Below are 15,866 nucleotides of genomic sequence, written 5' to 3'. Positions count from 1 at the left end.
TAGCTATCAGCCGGCGACCAACTGCCGCGCCGCGCCATTGCGCCAGCGGGCCAGGTGTTCGTCGGCGTAGCGCCGCAGGCAGCGCAATACGGTGCTTTCGTGCTGCATGAGGAAGAAGTGGTGGCCGTCGAACATATCGAGGGAAAAGCCGCTGGCGGCATCGAGTTGCCAGTCGAGCAATTGGTCGGCGCGTACGCTGTCCTGCTTGCCACCGAATACATGGATCGGCATGCCCAGCGGCTCACGCTCGCCGTAGGTGAAGCTGCCGCACAGCAGGAAGTCAGCGCGCAGGATCGGCAGCATCAGTTGCATCAATTCGGGGTTGGCCAGGGCCGCTTCGGCGGTGCCCTGCAGTTCGCGCAGACGGGCGATCAGTTGCTCATCAGTCTTTTCGATGGCGTATTCGCTGACATCGCGACGCGCAGGGCCGGCAGTGCCGGAAGCGAACAGCGCCAGCGGCGCAGGGACGTTGCGTGCGTTTAACGCATGGGCCAATTCAAAGGCGAGCAGGCCGCCGAGGCTGTGGCCGAACAACGCGTAGGGGCCGCTCAAGTCGTGGCAGATTTCGTCCGCCAGTTGCGCAGCCAAGGCCTTGATATCGCGCTGCAAGGGCTCGTCCATGCGCATGCCACGACCGGGTAATTCCAGCGGGCATACCTGCAGCCACTCGGGCAACACCCGGCGCCAACGTGCATAGACCATGGCGCTGGCGCCTGAATAGGGCAGGCAGAACAGGCGCAGTCGGGTCGGCGCGCTCATCGCTCGAAGACCCCAAACTGAAACACGCTGTATGCACGATAAAAACCCATCTCGTCCTCCTGCGGGTGCTGATCCTTGGCCGCCTGACTAACGGACCTTTCACCCAGAAGAACGGACGGCACCGGCAAATAATTAGTCGCCAGGCATGAGCGAGACGTGGTTCACGCCGAACAAGAAAGCATAAGATTAGTTCGTCTTCTCATTTGACAATCATTATCATTCAGCCTAATTTGTTGCCCGATGTGTAGGAGGCCTCAGCAAGGACGCCCTCCCCCAACCTATTTTTCAAGGTGATTTCCATGACGGAACAAGTATCCACAGGCAGGTGCGACTCACCACTTCTCCAGGCATTCGTCGACAACCGACTGATTCTGGTGAAGATCGCAGCACGAATTACCGGCTGCCGCTCCCGCGCCGAAGACGTCGTGCAGGATGCCTACTTCCGCCTGCAATCGGCGCCGACGATCACATCCTCGTTCAAGGCCCAATTGAGTTACCTGTTCCAGATCGTCCGTAACCTGGCCATCGATCACTACCGTAAGCAGGCCCTGGAGCTCAAATACTCCGGGACGGAAGAGGAAGGCTTGAATGTGGTTATTCACGGCGCTTCACCGGAAACCTCCCACATCAATTTCAACACCCTGGAAAACATCGCCGACGCCCTGACTGAGCTGCCCCAGCGCACCCGTTACGCGTTCGAGATGTACCGTCTGCACGGCGTGCCGCAAAAGGACATCGCCAAGGAGTTGGGGGTGTCACCAACGCTGGTGAACTTCATGATTCGCGATGCGCTGGTGCACTGCCGCAAGGTGTCGGGCAGCCATAGCGATACATTTGCACGGCGCGTCTGATCGACACGGATCTGCCCATAATGGGGGCGAGCACGCCCGCCCCCACCGCTCACACCAGCCCGCACCGCTCAAAAAACCGCTCCCGCCCCAGAATCATCAGCGCCGCACGCTTGTGCGGGAAATCGAACTCCTTTTCACAGTGGAAACACTGGTTGTGCATATGGCCGATCATCTTCGCGTTATCGGCGCGCGGTTCTGCCACCACACGTTGGGTGCGAGGGTCATCCAGGAACAGGTAGTGCACCAGCGCCGATAGCCAACTGGCGACCTTGTGCGGACCGCGATGATGTTCCTCCCCCACCAGCATGTGGATGCCACGGTCGTAGTCAGCGGCATCGTAGAACGGCGCGATACGGTCTTCCTTGGCCCAGTAGGCTTCGAAATAGGCAAAGGGTTCGTCATCAAAACAGCCGATCAGCGTGAGGGTGTGCGGATCGGCGGCGAGCTTATCCAGGTATTCCCGGTGCTGCTCCAGGCTGCCGGTTTCCTGCCAGAAACTCGCCACGCGCGTGCTGTTCTGCCAGCGATTGAAGCGCGCCAAATCCACATCGACCTCAACGGTGCGCAGGGAAATCCAGGCCCCGAGGCGTGCGTCATAACGCCGGTAAACCTCACCCCGAGGCTTCGGCGCACGGACGGGGTGGCGCTTGCCGGCACTGATGATCATCTGCTGCGGGTAGCTGCCACTGGGCGAGAGTCCCAACCACGGCTGGGGCAATTGCCAGAACAGGGTGCGTTCACATCGGTACTGCCCGGCGATCTCGCTAGCCACCAGCAAACCACTGCGCAAGGCGTCTTCGGGCGCATGCTCAAGGTGCCAGGTCAGACGTTGCCGAGTCGGCTCCTTGGTAAACAACCAGTAGCAGGCAGCCCACAAGGCGCGGGGGGAAGGCACCTCGGCGGGGGTCTGCAAATGCACCTGCAGGTCCTCGCCACGCTCCAGGCGCAAACGCGCCAGCGGCTGGCCTTCCAGGGTCAGGCTCAGGTGGCTTTCGGTTTCATCAGCATTCAAGGCAGGCCCGGCCGGTAACGGCAGGACCGACAGGTCATTCAGATTGGACATGGGAGGGGCTCACGGTAACCGTCGACAGATAAAGAAGTGACGTGAGCCGGGAGAGGAAATTTAGCCGATCAAGGTACCGGCATCACGTCGATGCGGTACGGCTCGAAAATCTTCAGCATCTCGCCGTCATCGCGCAGACGCTTGAGCAACGCGGAAAAAGCCTGGCCCGTGATCGGCGCCTTCGGCCGCAGCAAGGCGTAATGGTGATAAACCTGATCGATACGCTCAGACACCAGGAACTGCGCGGCCATATCCGCATTGCGCACCATGAAGTCACTCAGGTACGAACGGGTCACCAAGGCAATGTCCGCACGCCCGCGCGCAACCATCAGCAGGTTGCTGTCGTGGGAATAGGTCAAGGTGGCGTTGAAGTGCTCGGCCATGTTCTTGGGGTCGGGGTTGAAGCTGGCGAAGGCGTAGTGATAACCGCTGAACACCGCCAGGCGTTTGCCCGCAAGGTCGGCGAAATAGTCCTGGCCGCGACCGGGTTCACGCTGGGCGACGAAGATTTCCGCGTCCTCCAGCCCCATGTCGACGCTGGTATGGGGAATTTTCTGCCAGCCCCACGCGGGGTTTTCGAAGATGGCCATGTCGATCCGGCCCTGCTCGAAATCGCGGAAACGTCGAGGAATGGAAGTCGGCACCAGCACAAATTGGTAGTCGGTTTGCGAGGCGTTCAAGGCCTCCACCAGTTGCGGCAGCAATCCCGTGTCGGCGCCCTGCTCCGGGCGCACCGTATAAGGAGGGAAATGCGCCGCGCCGATGCGCACCAATTGCGCAGCCGACGCCGGCATCCACCACGCGGTGCCCAGTGCCCAAAAGGTAAGTCCTGCAGCCAGCTGCCATGGCGAAAACATCAAGGCACACACCGTTCAAAACTCTGATGGCGATAAGCTAGGCGTTTTTGTCTGGCGAGACAACTTTCCGCCAGCAAATTAATAGCTTGCGCCTCAGTCGGCTTTCAGAACCATCAACAAGGCTTCTTCGGCCAACTGCTCCAGCGTCATGCTGCCCTCGGCGCGAAACCAGGTGGTCGTCCAGGACAATGCGCCTGTGAGGAAGCGGCGCGCGATAAATACATCGCCCTTGATGTAGCCAGCAGCCTTGGCCTCGCCCAGCACTTGCAGCCAGAGGTCTTCATACACGTCGCGCAGCGCCAGGACCTGGGCCTGGCCGTCCGCCGACAGTGAGCGCCATTCATACACCAGCACTGCCATGGCTTCGCCGCTGCCGCCCATGATCGACTGCAACTCGCAGCGAATCAGCGCCAGCACACGTTCGCGCACGTTTGTCGCCTCCTCCAGCGAAGCCCGCATCAGCGCCGTGTTGTAGTGGATGGTTTCCTCCATCACCGCCCGCAGGATGTCGTCCTTGCTCTTGAAGTGATGAAAGATGCTGCCGGACTGAATGCCCACCGCACTGGCCAGGTCACGCACGGTGGTGCGCTCGAAACCCTTGTTGCGAAACAGGTGGGCCGCCGTTTGCAGCAACTTGCCCCGGGCGCTGTCGGGATCGGTCAATTGGCCGCCATCGACCATGGTGCGCATCACCCGCAGGGCTTTGTGCTCATCCATGCTGCTCTCCTCTACTTCTACTGACGTCTTGGCCGGCAATTTAGGCCGTGGCCGCCAACCAAGCAAGCGCTTGGCTAAAACTTGTGACTGGAGTTTACAAACCAAGCGCTTGCTTGGTAGTCTCGCCAACAGCCATTCGAGGAAGGATTTCTCATGAGCAAGACGGTTCGTATCGGCTGTGCCAGCGCCTTCTGGGGCGATACCTGCACTGCCGCCGCCCAGTTGGTGCACGGCGGTAAGCTGGATTACCTGGTGTTCGACTACCTGGCGGAAGTCACGATGTCGATCCTTGCCGGCGCACGGATGAAAGACCCCCAGGCCGGTTACGCCACGGATTTTGTCGAGGTGCTGACACCGCTGCTCGCCGATATCCAGGGCCAAGGCATCCGCGTAATCAGCAACGCTGGCGGCATTAATCCCCAAGCCTGCGCCGCAGCCCTGCAAGCGGCCTGCGATAAAGCCCAGGTACCGCTGAAAATAGCCGTTCTGCTGGGCGATGACCTGCAACCCCAATTGAAAAACCTCACGGGCACGACCGATATGTTCAGCGGCACACCGCTGCCGCCGGTGTGCGTGTCCGCCAACGCTTACCTTGGCGCACCGGGCATCACCCAAGCCTTGGCGCTGGGCGCCGATGTCGTTATCACCGGCCGCGTGGTCGACAGCGCCGTGGTCAGCGCAGCGCTGGTGCATGAATTCGACTGGTCCTGGCACGACTACGACCGCCTCGCCCAAGCGGCCCTGGCCGGGCATATCATCGAATGCGGCGCCCAGTGCACCGGCGGTAACTTCACCGATTGGCGCGATGTGCCGGACTACGAACACATCGGTTTCCCCATCGTCGAGGTCAGCGCCGACGGCCAGTTCACGGTAACCAAGGTCGACGGCACCGGCGGGTTGATCAGCGAACTCAGCGTGGCCGAACAGTTGCTGTATGAAATCGGCGACCCATGCGCCTATCTGTTGCCCGACGTGATCTGCGATTTCAGCCAGGTCAAACTGCAGCAGCAGGGAAAAAACCGCGTGCTCCTGCACGGCGCCAAGGGTTCGCCACCCACCGACCAGTACAAGGTCAGCGCCACGTATCCCGATGGCTCGCGTTGCACCGCCAGTTGCCTGATTGCCGGGATCGACGCGGTGGCCAAGGCCGAGCGGGTCAGCCAGGCGATCATCAACAAGACCTCGCAACTGTTCAGCCAACGCGGCTGGGCGCCGTACACCGAGGTGAATATCGAGCTGCTGGGCAGCGAAGCAACCTATGGCGCACATGCGATGCGTCATGACTGTCGTGAAGTGGTGGTCAAGTTGGCGGTGCGACACCCGAGCAAGCAGGCGCTGGTGCTGTTCGCGCGAGAGATCGCCCAGGCCGCTACCGGGATGGCGCCGGGGTTGACCGGAATCGTAGGGGGTCGCCCGACGGTGTATCCGTTGATTCGGTTGTTTTCGTTTCTGATCGACAAGTCCTCATGTGAGTTACTGATCGACTTCCAAGGTGAACGCCACGCTTGCGCGCTACCCATCACCGATGCCCCAACCCTGCCCGCCGCGCCGATGGATCCACCCAAGCCCCAAGGTCGCGCCGACGCCAGCGTGCCCCTCGTGAAACTCGCCGTGGCACGCTCCGGTGACAAGGGCAATCACAGCAATATCGGCGTGATCGCCCGTGATCCCGAGTACCTGCCATGGATCGCCGAAGCGCTGACGCCCGCAGTGATCGTCGACTGGATGAGCCACGTGCTCGACCCGCTGCACGGCCGCGTCGAGCGCTGGTATCTGCCCGGCAGCCACAGCCTGAATTTCCTGCTGGAAAACGCGTTGGGCGGCGGCGGCATTGCCAGCCTGCGCATCGACCCCCAAGGCAAGGCTTTCGCCCAGCAACTGCTGGAAATTCCCATTGCGGTGCCGCAACACATTGCCGATCAATGCCAATAACAGGAGCGTTGCCGTGGCCTTCGACTCGATTTTCAAAGCCGACCTTTTCCAGGGTCACACCGTGATTGTCACCGGTGGCGGCAGTGGCATTGGCCGCTGCACCGCCCATGAGCTGGCAGCGCTCGGCGCCCAGGTGATCCTGGTCGGACGCAAGCCGGACAAGCTCGCAGCGGTCGCGGCGGAAATTGCCGAAGACGGCGGCATCGCCCATTGCAGCGCCTGCGATATTCGCGATGAAGAGGCGGTGAAGACGCTGGTCAGCCAAATCCTGAATGACCACGGCCAGGTCCACGGTTTGGTGAATAACGCTGGCGGCCAGTACCCATCACCGCTCGCGTCGATCAATCAGAAAGGCTTTGAAACCGTGCTGCGCACCAACCTGGTGGGCGGTTTCCTGATGGCCCGCGAAGTGTTCAACCAATCCATGAGCAAACACGGCGGCGCTATCGTCAATATGCTTGCCGACATGTGGGGCGGCATGCCCGGCATGGGCCACTCCGGCGCCGCCCGTGCCGGCATGGACAACTTCACCAAAACCGCCGCCTTCGAATGGGGCTGCGCTGGGGTTCGGGTCAACGCCGTGGCGCCGGGCTGGATCGCCTCCAGCGGCATGGACACCTACGAGGGCGCGTTCAAGGCGGTGATCCCCACCCTGCGTGAACACGTGCCGCTCAAGCGTATCGGCACCGAATCGGAAGTCAGCGCCGCCATTGTGTTCCTGCTCAGCCCCGCCGCTGCATTTATCAGCGGCAGCACCCTGCGCATCGACGGCGCCGCCAGCCTCGGCAGCCGTGCCTGGCCGCTGCACAAGGCCCAGCCGCCGAGCGAACCGTTCAATGGTTTTCACCGCGCTTACCTGCCGGACGTGCTCAAGGAAGGGAAATAAATCATGCCGGTGATTGAAAGCCTGATCGACGCCCACAGCGCAGCGTTCGCACGCAACCGTGAGGCCATGCTGGACAGCATTCAGCACCTGCGCCAACTGGAGCAAAACCTGCTGAGCAAGGCCCAGGAAGCCAAGCCCAAGTTCGACAAACGGGGCCAATTGTTGCCCCGCGAACGCCTCAACTTGCTGCTGGACCCCGGCGCGCCGTTCCTGGAACTGGCCAGCCTGGCCGGCTACAAACTCCACGACGACAAGGACGGCAGCGCCGCCGGGGGTGGGTTGATCGCAGGAATCGGCTACGTCAGCGGCGTGCGCATGTTGGTGGTGGCCAATAACAGCGCGATCAAGGGCGGCACCATTTCTCCTACCGGGCTGAAAAAATCCCTGCGCCTGCAGCAGATCGCGCTGGAGAACAAATTGCCGGTGGTGACACTGGCCGAAAGCGGCGGCGCCAACCTCAACTATGCCGCCGAGATTTTTGTCGAAGGCGCACGCAGCTTCGCCAATCAGGCGCGCATGTCAGCCATGGGCCTGCCGCAGATCACCGTGGTGCACGGCTCGGCCACTGCGGGTGGCGCGTACCAACCGGGGTTGTCGGATTACGTGGTGGTGGTGCGCGGCAAGGCCAAGCTGTTCCTGGCCGGGCCGCCGCTGCTCAAGGCGGCGACGGGCGAAGTGGCCACCGATGAAGAACTGGGCGGCGCCGAGATGCACGCGCAAACGGCCGGCACCGCCGAATACCTGGCGGAAAACGACGCCGATGGCGTGCGTATCGTGCGTGAGATCGTCAGCCTGCTGCCCTGGAATGACCGCCTGCCGTCTGCGCCAAAACGCACCTACAAAGAACCGCTGTACTGCGCAGAGGAACTGTTGGGGCTGATCCCCGATGACCCGAAAAAACCCTACGACGTGCGCGAGATCCTGGCGCGGCTGGCTGACGGTTCCCAATTCCTTGAATTCAAGGGCGAGTTCGATGCCCACACCGTCTGCGGCCACCTGCATATCCAGGGCCGCGCCATTGGTGTGATCGGCAACAACGGCCCCATCACGCCCAAAGGCGCGAGCAAGGCTGCGCAGTTTATCCAGCTGTGCGACCAGAGCCGCACGCCGCTGCTGTTTTTGCACAACACCACTGGCTTTATGGTCGGCACCGAGTCAGAGCAACAAGGCGTAATCAAGCACGGCGCGAAGATGATCCAGGCGGTGGCCAATGCGCGGGTGCCTAAACTCACCGTGGTGGTCGGCGGCTCCTACGGTGCGGGCAACTATGCGATGTGTGGCCGGGGTCTGGACCCACGCTTTATCTTCGCCTGGCCCAACAGCCGCACGGCGGTGATGGGCGGCGCGCAGGCGGGCAAGGTGCTGCGCATCGTCACCGAGGCCAAGCAGCTCAAAGACGGCTTGGTGCCCGACCCCAAAGTGCTGGACATGCTGGAACAGGTCACCGCGCAGAAGCTCGACAGCCAATCCACCGCGCTGTACGGCAGCGCAAACCTGTGGGATGACGGGCTGATTGATCCCCGGGATACCCGCACGTTGCTCGGCTTTTTGCTGGATATTTGCCATGACGCCGAGGTGCGGCAATTGCAGCCCAACAGCTTCGGTGTGGCGCGTTTCTAACAGGAGAACAAGAACAATGATCTTCACCCAGGAACATCAGGAACTGCGCCGCACCGTCCGCGCCTTCGTCGATCGCGAGATAAACCCCTACGTGGACGAATGGGAAAAAGCCGGGCGCTTTCCCATCCACGCGATCTTACGCAAGGCCGGCGACCTCGGGCTGCTGGGCATTTCCAAACCCGAACAATTCGGCGGCATGGGCCTGGACTACAGCTACTCGATCGTCGCCGCCGAAGAATTCGGCACCATTCGCTGCGGCGGCATTCCCATGTCCATCGGCGTGCAGACCGATATGTGCACCCCCGCCCTCGCCCGCTTCGGCTGCGATGCACTGCGCGACGAATTCCTGCGCCCGGCCATCAGCGGCGAGCAAGTCGGTTGCATCGGCGTCTCGGAAACCGGCGCCGGCTCCGACGTGGCCGGGCTCAAGACCTACGCGCGCAAGGACGGCGATGACTACGTGATCAACGGCAGCAAAATGTGGATCACCAACTCGCCCAGCGCGGACTTCATGTGCCTGCTGGCCAACACCTCGGACGACAAGCCGCACATCAACAAATCGCTGATCATGCTGCCGATGAACACCCCCGGCATCAGCGTCAGCACGCCCCTGGAAAAACTCGGCATGCACAGCTCCGAGACCGCCCAGGTGTTCTTCGACAACGTACGCATCCCCCAGCGCAACCGTATCGGCCACGAAGGCGCGGGCTTCATGATGCAGATGCTGCAATTCCAGGAAGAACGCCTGTTCGGCGCAGCCAATATGATCAAGGGCCTGGAGTACTGCATCGACAGCACCATCGAGTACTGCAAGGAACGCCAGACCTTCGGCAAAGCGCTGATCGACAACCAGGTGATCCACTTTCGCCTGGCCGAACTGGCCACCGAAATCGAATGCCTGCGGGCACTGGTTTACCAGGCCACCGAGCAATACATCAAAGGCCAGGACGTGACCCGCCTGGCCTCCATGGCCAAACTCAAGGCCGGACGCCTGGGCCGTGAGGTCAGCGACAGTTGCCTGCAATACTGGGGCGGCATGGGCTTTATGTGGGACAACCCCGTAGCCCGTGCTTATCGCGATGTGCGCCTGGTATCGATTGGCGGCGGTGCCGACGAAATCATGCTGGGCATCATCTGCAAATTGATGGGCACGCTACCAGGGAAAAAACCATGAGCACCTTGCTGCTGGAGCCCCATAACGGCGTGCTGCACATCACCCTCAATCGGCCCGAATGCCGCAACGCCATGAGCCTGGAGATGGTCAACGAACTGCGAGCGGTAGTGGCCCAACTCGACGACCAAGTCCGCGCGGTGGTTCTGAGCGGTGCCGGCGGGCATTTCTGCGCGGGAGCCGACGTGAAGGACCTGGTCAGCGCAGGCGATCAATTGCAGGCGCTGAACCGGGCCTTTGGCACGTTGCTGCAAGAGGTGGAAGCCGTGTCGCAAGTGGTCATCGTGGTGCTGCAAGGCGCGGTGCTCGGCGGCGGGTTTGGCTTGGCCTGTGTGAGCGACATCGCGATTGCCGATCACCAGGCGCAGTTCGGTTTGCCGGAGACCAGCCTGGGGTTGCTGCCGGCGCAGATTGCGCCGTTTGTGGTCAAGCGGATCGGCCTGACCCAGGCGCGGAGACTGGCACTGACCGCCGCGCGATTTGATGGGCAGGAAGCTGAACGGCTGGGGCTGGTGCACTTCACCGAGCGCGATCCGCAGGCGTTGGCGGAGCGTTTGGATGAAGTCCTGGGGCAGGTGCTGCGCTGCGCACCAGGCGCCAACGCGCGCACCAAGGCGTTGTTGTTGGCCAGTGTGGATGAGCCGATTGGGGTTGTATTGGATCGCGGGGCGCAGTGGTTTGCCGAGGCGGTCAGCGGGGCGGAGGGGGTTGAGGGGACTCGGGCTTTTTTGCAGAGGCGTCGGCCTGAGTGGGCTCGTTGATTGGGGGTATATCCGTTATTTGGGTAACGGCTGCCTATGGTTTCGCCCTTACGGCGACTCACTTTTGGAAGAGCCGGAATGCCAGCCCAGCCAAACACAAGCAAAAGGCTGTTGCCCCAACACTCGGCACCTCGCCCAGCCTCGGTGTGCGGCCAGCGTGTTTAACGGGGCGCCTGAGATCAAGATCAAAAGACCGCTGACTTCGTCAGCAAAAAGGATGTAAGGGTCAGATCAAAAGCAGGTCAAAAGCAGGGTGAGACCTATCTGATAGGTGGAGATCCAAATGTGGGAGGGGGCTTGCTCCCGATGGCGGTGTATCAGCCAACAGATGTGTAACTGAACCACTGCTATCGGGAGCAAGCCCCCTCCCACATTCGAACTGCGATCGCCCTGTCAAAGAAGCTGGCACACCGAGCCTCGGCCGGGTACCGGGTGTTGGGGCGAAGGCCACCCTTTGTAAGCGCGGAACCATAGATTGCCGTTACCGAAGAAACGGATATGTACTCAGTCCCAGGGAAAACACCCATGCCGCAGTTCAACAAGATCCTGATCGCCAACCGCGGTGAAATCGCCTGCCGCATCCAACGCACGGCCCAGGCATTGGGCTACCGCACCGTCGCCGTCTACAGCGATGCCGACGCCCAGGCCCTGCACGTGCAGATGGCCGACGAAGCCGTGCGCATCGGCCCCGCCCCGGTACAACAGTCCTACCTCAACATCCCGGCCATCCTTGAGGCCGCCGAAAAAACCGGCGCCGACGCCATACACCCCGGCTACGGCTTCCTCTCGGAAAACCCCGGTTTCGCCCGCGCGTGCCAAGACGCCGGCCTGATCTTCATCGGCCCCAGCGTCGAGGCCATCGAACTGATGGGCAGCAAGCGCCGGTCAAAACTCGCCATGCTGGAAGCCGAAGTGCCTTGCATCGCCGGCTACCAGGGCAGCGCCCAGGACGACACCACCCTGCAACACCAGGCCGACCGCATCGGCTACCCGTTGATGATCAAGGCCAGCGCCGGCGGCGGTGGCCGAGGCATGCGCCTGGTGCACAAACCCGAGCACTTGCTGGAGCAATTGCGCACCGCCCGCTCCGAAGCGCAGAACGCCTTCGGCAGTGACGAACTGATCCTCGAACAGGCACTGATCGACCCGCGTCACGTCGAAATCCAACTGTTCGGCGACAGCCACGGCAACCTGATCTACCTCGGCGAACGCGACTGCTCGATCCAGCGTCGCCACCAAAAAATCGTCGAAGAAGCGCCCTGCCCTGTCATGACCCCGGAACTGCGCCAGGCCATGGGCGAGGCGGCGCTAAAGGCCGGGCGCGCGGTGAATTACGTCGGCGCCGGCACCGTGGAATTTCTGCTCGACCGCAACGGTCAGTTCTACTTCCTGGAAATGAACACGCGCCTGCAAGTGGAGCACCCGGTCACCGAGTTGATCACCGGCCTGGACTTGGTGGCCTGGCAACTGCTGGTCGCCGCCGGCCACCCACTGCCATTGAGCCAAAAAGAGGTGACCCTGAGCGGCCATGCCATGGAAGTGCGCCTGTACGCCGAAGACCCGGCCCAAGGTTTCCTCCCGCAAACCGGTGAGGTGCTGCGCTGGGAGCCGGCCGCAGGCGTACGTATTGACCATGGCGTCAGCGAAGGCCAAACAATCAGCCCGTTCTATGACGCCATGCAAGCCAAGATCATCGCCCACGGCGCCACCCGCGAAGAGGCGCGGCGCAAGCTGCTGCGCGCCGTGGAAGACACCGTGCTGCTGGGCGTCAATACCAACCAGCAACTGCTGGCCGACCTGCTCAAGCAACCGGACTTTATCGACGGCCATTTCAGCACCGGGTTTATCGCCGAGCACTTTCGCGAAATCCCGCCGCCCGCCGCGTCAACAGAACAGCTTGCCCTGGCCGCCGCGCTGTTTTATCACCACAGCGCTGACCAGCACGCCCAGGGTCTGGCGGGATGGCGCAATAACGCAAGCATCCCCTGGACATACCGCCTGGAGGTCAACGGCGACCTTCAAACGGTCACCGTTGACGACCTGCAACTCAGCACCGACGGCCGCTACGCCACGCGCGTGCTCAACGGGATCCGGCGCCGTATCGCTTACCACCTCGACGGCGACCAGTTACGGCTACCTGGCCTGACGGTGACCAACCGCACCCAACAGGTCGCCAGCCGCCAGGCCGACGCCAGCAGCGGCACGGTCAAGGCGCCGATGGATGGCGCCATTGTCGATGTGCGGGTCCGTGCAGGTGAGCGTGTCGGCAAAGGCCAACTGCTGCTGGTGCTTGAAGCCATGAAAATGGAGCACCCGCTCACGGCGGGCATCGACGGTGTGATCAAGGCCGTGCAGGTAATGGCAGGCGATCAGGTGCGTAATCGGCAGGTATTGCTGGAGATCGAATAGTCCCTAGGCGGAACTACAGGGCCGGGCTACGCTCTATCCCCATCAGGAAGGGACGAGTACGGGAACCTGCACAATGCCTCATTGGCTGATTATTGACCTTGAAGCCACAACGGATGAAGGCGGCTGGCCCGTGACGGAGATGGAAGTCATCGAGATCGGCGCGAGCTTGGTTAACCGCCAGGGCCGCGAACTGGACCACTTCCAGCGCTTTGTGCGGCCATTGCGGCGCCCATTGCTGACGCCCTTTTGCCGCCAGCTGACCCATATCACCCAGGCCAATATCGACACCGCCGCGCCCATCACCGAGGTGTGGCCGCTGTTCGAACGCTGGCTGGGCCAGCATCAACCGCGCCTGGAAGGCTGGGCGAGTTGGGGTGACTATGACCGTGCGCAGCTTGAGCTCGAATGGCAGCGCAACAGCCTGGTGAGTGCTCTCGCCAAGACACCCCACGTGAACCTCAAGCAGCGCTTCGCCAAGGCCCGGCGCCTGGACAAGCCCTTGGGCCTCAATGGCGCCCTTCAATTGGCGGGAATGCAGTTCCATGGCCAGCAACATCGGGCGCTGGAAGATGCACGCAATACCGCACGCCTGTTGCCGCTGATTTTACCGGTCTAGGCAGCTCCCCTGCCCTTGGGCATACTGGCCGACCTTTCCAGACCCTTTTTCCGAGGATTCGCCCATGTTCAAAGTCAACGAGTACTTCGACGGCACCGTCAAGTCGATCGCTTTCGGCACCGCAGAAGGTCCGGCGACCATCGGCGTGATGGCCCCGGGTGAATACGAATTCGGCACCGCCCAGCGTGAAATCATGCACGTAGTCTCCGGCGCCCTGACCGTTAAACTGCCTGACGCCAGCGAGTGGGAAACCTTCGCCGCCGGCAGCCAGTTCCACGTACCGGCCAACAGCAAGTTCCAACTGAAGGTCGCCGTGGATACTGCTTACCTGTGCGAGTACCGCGGCTAAGCATTCGCCCGGTCAAAAAAATGCCCGTCTCGTGGGAGACGGGCATTTTTTATGGGCGCCGAAGGCTATTCGAGAATGGTCACTGGCATGCCCACTTCCAGGCGACCATTACCATCGTTGACCAGGTTCTGGCCGAACATCGCGCCGTCCTCCGTTTTGCGATAAGCCTCCAACGTGACAAACGGTTCACGGTCGGCGCTGCGTTCACCGGTTTGCGGGTCGATAGTGGTGAGAATGCAACGTGAGCAGGGTTTCACGGCGCGAAACTCCACATCACCAATGCGCAGACGCTTCCAGCCATCTTCCGCGAAAGCTTCGCCGCCCTCGATCACGAGGTTCGGGCGAAAGCGGAGCATCTCCATGGGGCGGCCGATTTTTTGCGAGAGGTCGTCGAGCGACGCTTGCCCGATCAGCAGCAACGGATAACCATCGGCAAACGCCACTTGATCATCATCACGCCCGAAACCGGCCTGGGTGGTGCGGGCGCGGTCCAAGGGCATCTGCACCAGCCGTGTCGGCTTGCCGATAAAGTCGCTGACCCAGGCGGCAGCTTCATCACCGGCGTCCGGCACGCGCAAGGTGTCGCGCCAGATGGTCACGCCGCGCAACTCGGCGTCGCTGCCGGGCAGCGCCACGTCCAGCGGCGCGTAGCCAGGCGAACTCAAGGTCAGGCCGCCCGTGCGGTTCCACAGCGCAGAGAGTTGGCTCATCTTCGCCACCGCCCGCTGCGTGAGGAAACGCCCGCTGGCCTCGTCCACCAGCATCCAGCGTCGATCCCCATTCAACCCGAGTTTATCCAGGCCGATGTGCTGCAAGGTTTCGGCCTTGCCGGACTTCAAGGGGTAACGGTACAACGCGCTGAGACGAAGCATGGGCCTACATTCCTGAGGGGCAAAGATGCAACCCTAAGGTCAAGCGGTGGCTTCGTCCAGCATCAGTCGCTGGCGCACCACATCCACCAGTTTGTCGGGCTGGAATTTGGACAGGAAGTTGTCGCACCCAACCTTCTTCACCATCGAGTCGTTGAAGCTGCCCGACAGCGAAGTGTGCAGCACCACGTAGAGCTTGCGCAGGCGTGGATCGTTGCGAATTTCGGTGGTGAGGCGGTAGCCGTCCATCTCGGGCATTTCGGCGTCGGTGAAGATCATCAGGAGCTTGTCGGTCATTACGTGGCCGGCGTCGGCCCAGGCCTTGAGCATGTTCAGTGCCTTGAGGCCGTCGCTGGCGATGTGCATCTTCACACCCAGTTGACCCAAGGTGTCGCGCAGTTGCGACAGGGCGACGTTGGAGTCGTCCACCAGCAGCACTTCGCGACCACGGGCACGTTCCAACACCGGATCTTCAAGTTTTTCACGGGAAACTTTGGCGTTATAGGGCACGATCTCGGCGAGGACTTTTTCCACGTCGATGATCTCCACCAATTGGTCATCGACCTTGCTGATGGCGGTCAGGTAGTGCTGACGCCCGGCGCTGGTCGGCGGCGGCAGGATGGATTCCCAGTTCATGTTGACGATACGGTCCACACCACCCACCAGGAACGCCTGTACCGAGCGGTTGTACTCGGTGACGATGATGGTGCTGTTCGGGCCCGGTACCAGTGGGCGCATGCCGATGGCCTGGGACAGGTCGATCACCGGCAAGGTCTGGCCACGCAGGTTGACCACGCCGCACACGAACGGGTGACGCTGAGGCATCAGGGTCAGCTTGGGCAGTTGCAGGACTTCCTGCACCTTGAAAACGTTGATTGCGAACAGTTGCCGCCCGGCCAGGCGAAACATGAGGATCTCCAGGCGATTCTCACCCACCAGTTGCGTGCGTTGGTCTACTGTGTCGAGAATGCCGGCCATCAAAAGCTCCTGGTGTGCGCAGCTAGAT

General features: G+C 61.9%; 15 protein-coding genes. 9 read left to right on the top strand and 6 right to left on the bottom strand.

Going from position 1 to position 15,866, the window contains the following annotated elements:
- Window positions 1-6: 6 nt before the first annotated feature.
- Window positions 7-759: a thioesterase II family protein gene (locus tag ACKZ62_RS08240; RefSeq protein ID WP_032887966.1), complete on the bottom strand. Its 753-nt coding sequence runs from the start codon at window positions 757-759 to the stop codon at window positions 7-9.
- 299 nt (window positions 760-1,058) lie between these two features.
- Between ACKZ62_RS08240 and ACKZ62_RS08235 the strand changes: the two genes are divergently transcribed.
- Window positions 1,059-1,610 (top strand): RNA polymerase factor sigma-70, encoded by a 552-nt coding sequence (locus ACKZ62_RS08235; protein ID WP_005789991.1) that lies wholly within the window; start codon window positions 1,059-1,061, stop codon window positions 1,608-1,610.
- A gap of 49 nt (window positions 1,611-1,659) precedes the next feature.
- On the opposite strand, the gene ACKZ62_RS08230 is transcribed toward ACKZ62_RS08235, so the two are convergent.
- From ACKZ62_RS08230 to ACKZ62_RS08220, 3 genes are all read right to left on the bottom strand, one after another.
- A complete protein-coding gene (locus ACKZ62_RS08230) occupies window positions 1,660-2,673 on the bottom strand; it encodes a GNAT family N-acetyltransferase (protein ID WP_099603032.1) in 1,014 nt (337 codons plus the stop codon).
- Window positions 2,674-2,741: 68 nt separating this feature from the next.
- Window positions 2,742-3,530, bottom strand: a complete 789-nt coding sequence (locus ACKZ62_RS08225) for a substrate-binding periplasmic protein (protein ID WP_447096515.1) — start codon at window positions 3,528-3,530, stop codon at window positions 2,742-2,744.
- Between the two features lie 93 nt (window positions 3,531-3,623).
- Entirely contained in the window at window positions 3,624-4,247 is a 624-nt protein-coding gene (locus ACKZ62_RS08220; protein WP_122756982.1) for a TetR/AcrR family transcriptional regulator, read from the bottom strand.
- Between the two features lie 153 nt (window positions 4,248-4,400).
- Between ACKZ62_RS08220 and ACKZ62_RS08215 the strand changes: the two genes are divergently transcribed.
- From ACKZ62_RS08215 to ppnP, 8 genes are all read left to right on the top strand, one after another.
- The gene (locus ACKZ62_RS08215; protein ID WP_447096514.1) at window positions 4,401-6,179 is read left to right on the top strand and encodes an acyclic terpene utilization AtuA family protein; all 1,779 of its coding nucleotides are present in this window, start codon (window positions 4,401-4,403) and stop codon (window positions 6,177-6,179) included.
- A 13-nt stretch (window positions 6,180-6,192) separates the two neighbouring features.
- On the top strand, window positions 6,193-7,065 hold the full coding sequence (locus ACKZ62_RS08210; protein WP_032887956.1) for an SDR family oxidoreductase: 873 nt from the start codon (window positions 6,193-6,195) through the stop codon (window positions 7,063-7,065).
- A 3-nt stretch (window positions 7,066-7,068) separates the two neighbouring features.
- Window positions 7,069-8,685 carry a geranyl-CoA carboxylase subunit beta gene (gene atuC / locus ACKZ62_RS08205; protein WP_447096513.1) on the top strand — a complete coding sequence of 539 codons (1,617 nt, stop codon included), beginning with the start codon at window positions 7,069-7,071 and terminating at the stop codon, window positions 8,683-8,685.
- 16 nt (window positions 8,686-8,701) lie between these two features.
- The gene (atuD, locus tag ACKZ62_RS08200; RefSeq protein WP_122764593.1) at window positions 8,702-9,859 is read left to right on the top strand and encodes a citronellyl-CoA dehydrogenase; all 1,158 of its coding nucleotides are present in this window, start codon (window positions 8,702-8,704) and stop codon (window positions 9,857-9,859) included.
- The gene (locus tag ACKZ62_RS08195) at window positions 9,856-10,617 is read left to right on the top strand and encodes an enoyl-CoA hydratase/isomerase family protein (RefSeq protein WP_032887950.1); all 762 of its coding nucleotides are present in this window, start codon (window positions 9,856-9,858) and stop codon (window positions 10,615-10,617) included. The genes atuD and ACKZ62_RS08195 overlap by 4 nt, the downstream gene beginning before the upstream one ends.
- A 525-nt stretch (window positions 10,618-11,142) precedes the next feature.
- Window positions 11,143-13,026 carry an acetyl/propionyl/methylcrotonyl-CoA carboxylase subunit alpha gene (locus ACKZ62_RS08190; protein ID WP_447096512.1) on the top strand — a complete coding sequence of 628 codons (1,884 nt, stop codon included), beginning with the start codon at window positions 11,143-11,145 and terminating at the stop codon, window positions 13,024-13,026.
- Between the two features lie 73 nt (window positions 13,027-13,099).
- Window positions 13,100-13,642: a 3'-5' exonuclease gene (locus ACKZ62_RS08185; protein ID WP_032887946.1), complete on the top strand. Its 543-nt coding sequence runs from the start codon at window positions 13,100-13,102 to the stop codon at window positions 13,640-13,642.
- A 64-nt stretch (window positions 13,643-13,706) separates the two neighbouring features.
- Window positions 13,707-13,991: a pyrimidine/purine nucleoside phosphorylase gene (gene ppnP, locus ACKZ62_RS08180; protein WP_032887944.1), complete on the top strand. Its 285-nt coding sequence runs from the start codon at window positions 13,707-13,709 to the stop codon at window positions 13,989-13,991.
- A 65-nt stretch (window positions 13,992-14,056) separates the two neighbouring features.
- Here ppnP and ACKZ62_RS08175 read toward each other — a convergent pair whose 3' ends face one another.
- Together ACKZ62_RS08175 and ACKZ62_RS08170 are read right to left on the bottom strand one after the other, a co-directional pair.
- Window positions 14,057-14,863 carry an MOSC domain-containing protein gene (locus ACKZ62_RS08175; protein ID WP_032887942.1) on the bottom strand — a complete coding sequence of 269 codons (807 nt, stop codon included), beginning with the start codon at window positions 14,861-14,863 and terminating at the stop codon, window positions 14,057-14,059.
- A gap of 39 nt (window positions 14,864-14,902) precedes the next feature.
- Window positions 14,903-15,838, bottom strand: coding sequence for a chemotaxis protein CheV (locus ACKZ62_RS08170; RefSeq protein ID WP_032887940.1), 936 nt, complete (start codon window positions 15,836-15,838; stop codon window positions 14,903-14,905).
- Window positions 15,839-15,866: the final 28 nt, after the last annotated feature.

This window comes from Pseudomonas sivasensis, from assembly GCF_052938085.1.
The sequence above is the reverse complement of the archived record's forward strand: the minus strand, read 5'-3'. Positions and strand labels throughout refer to the sequence as shown.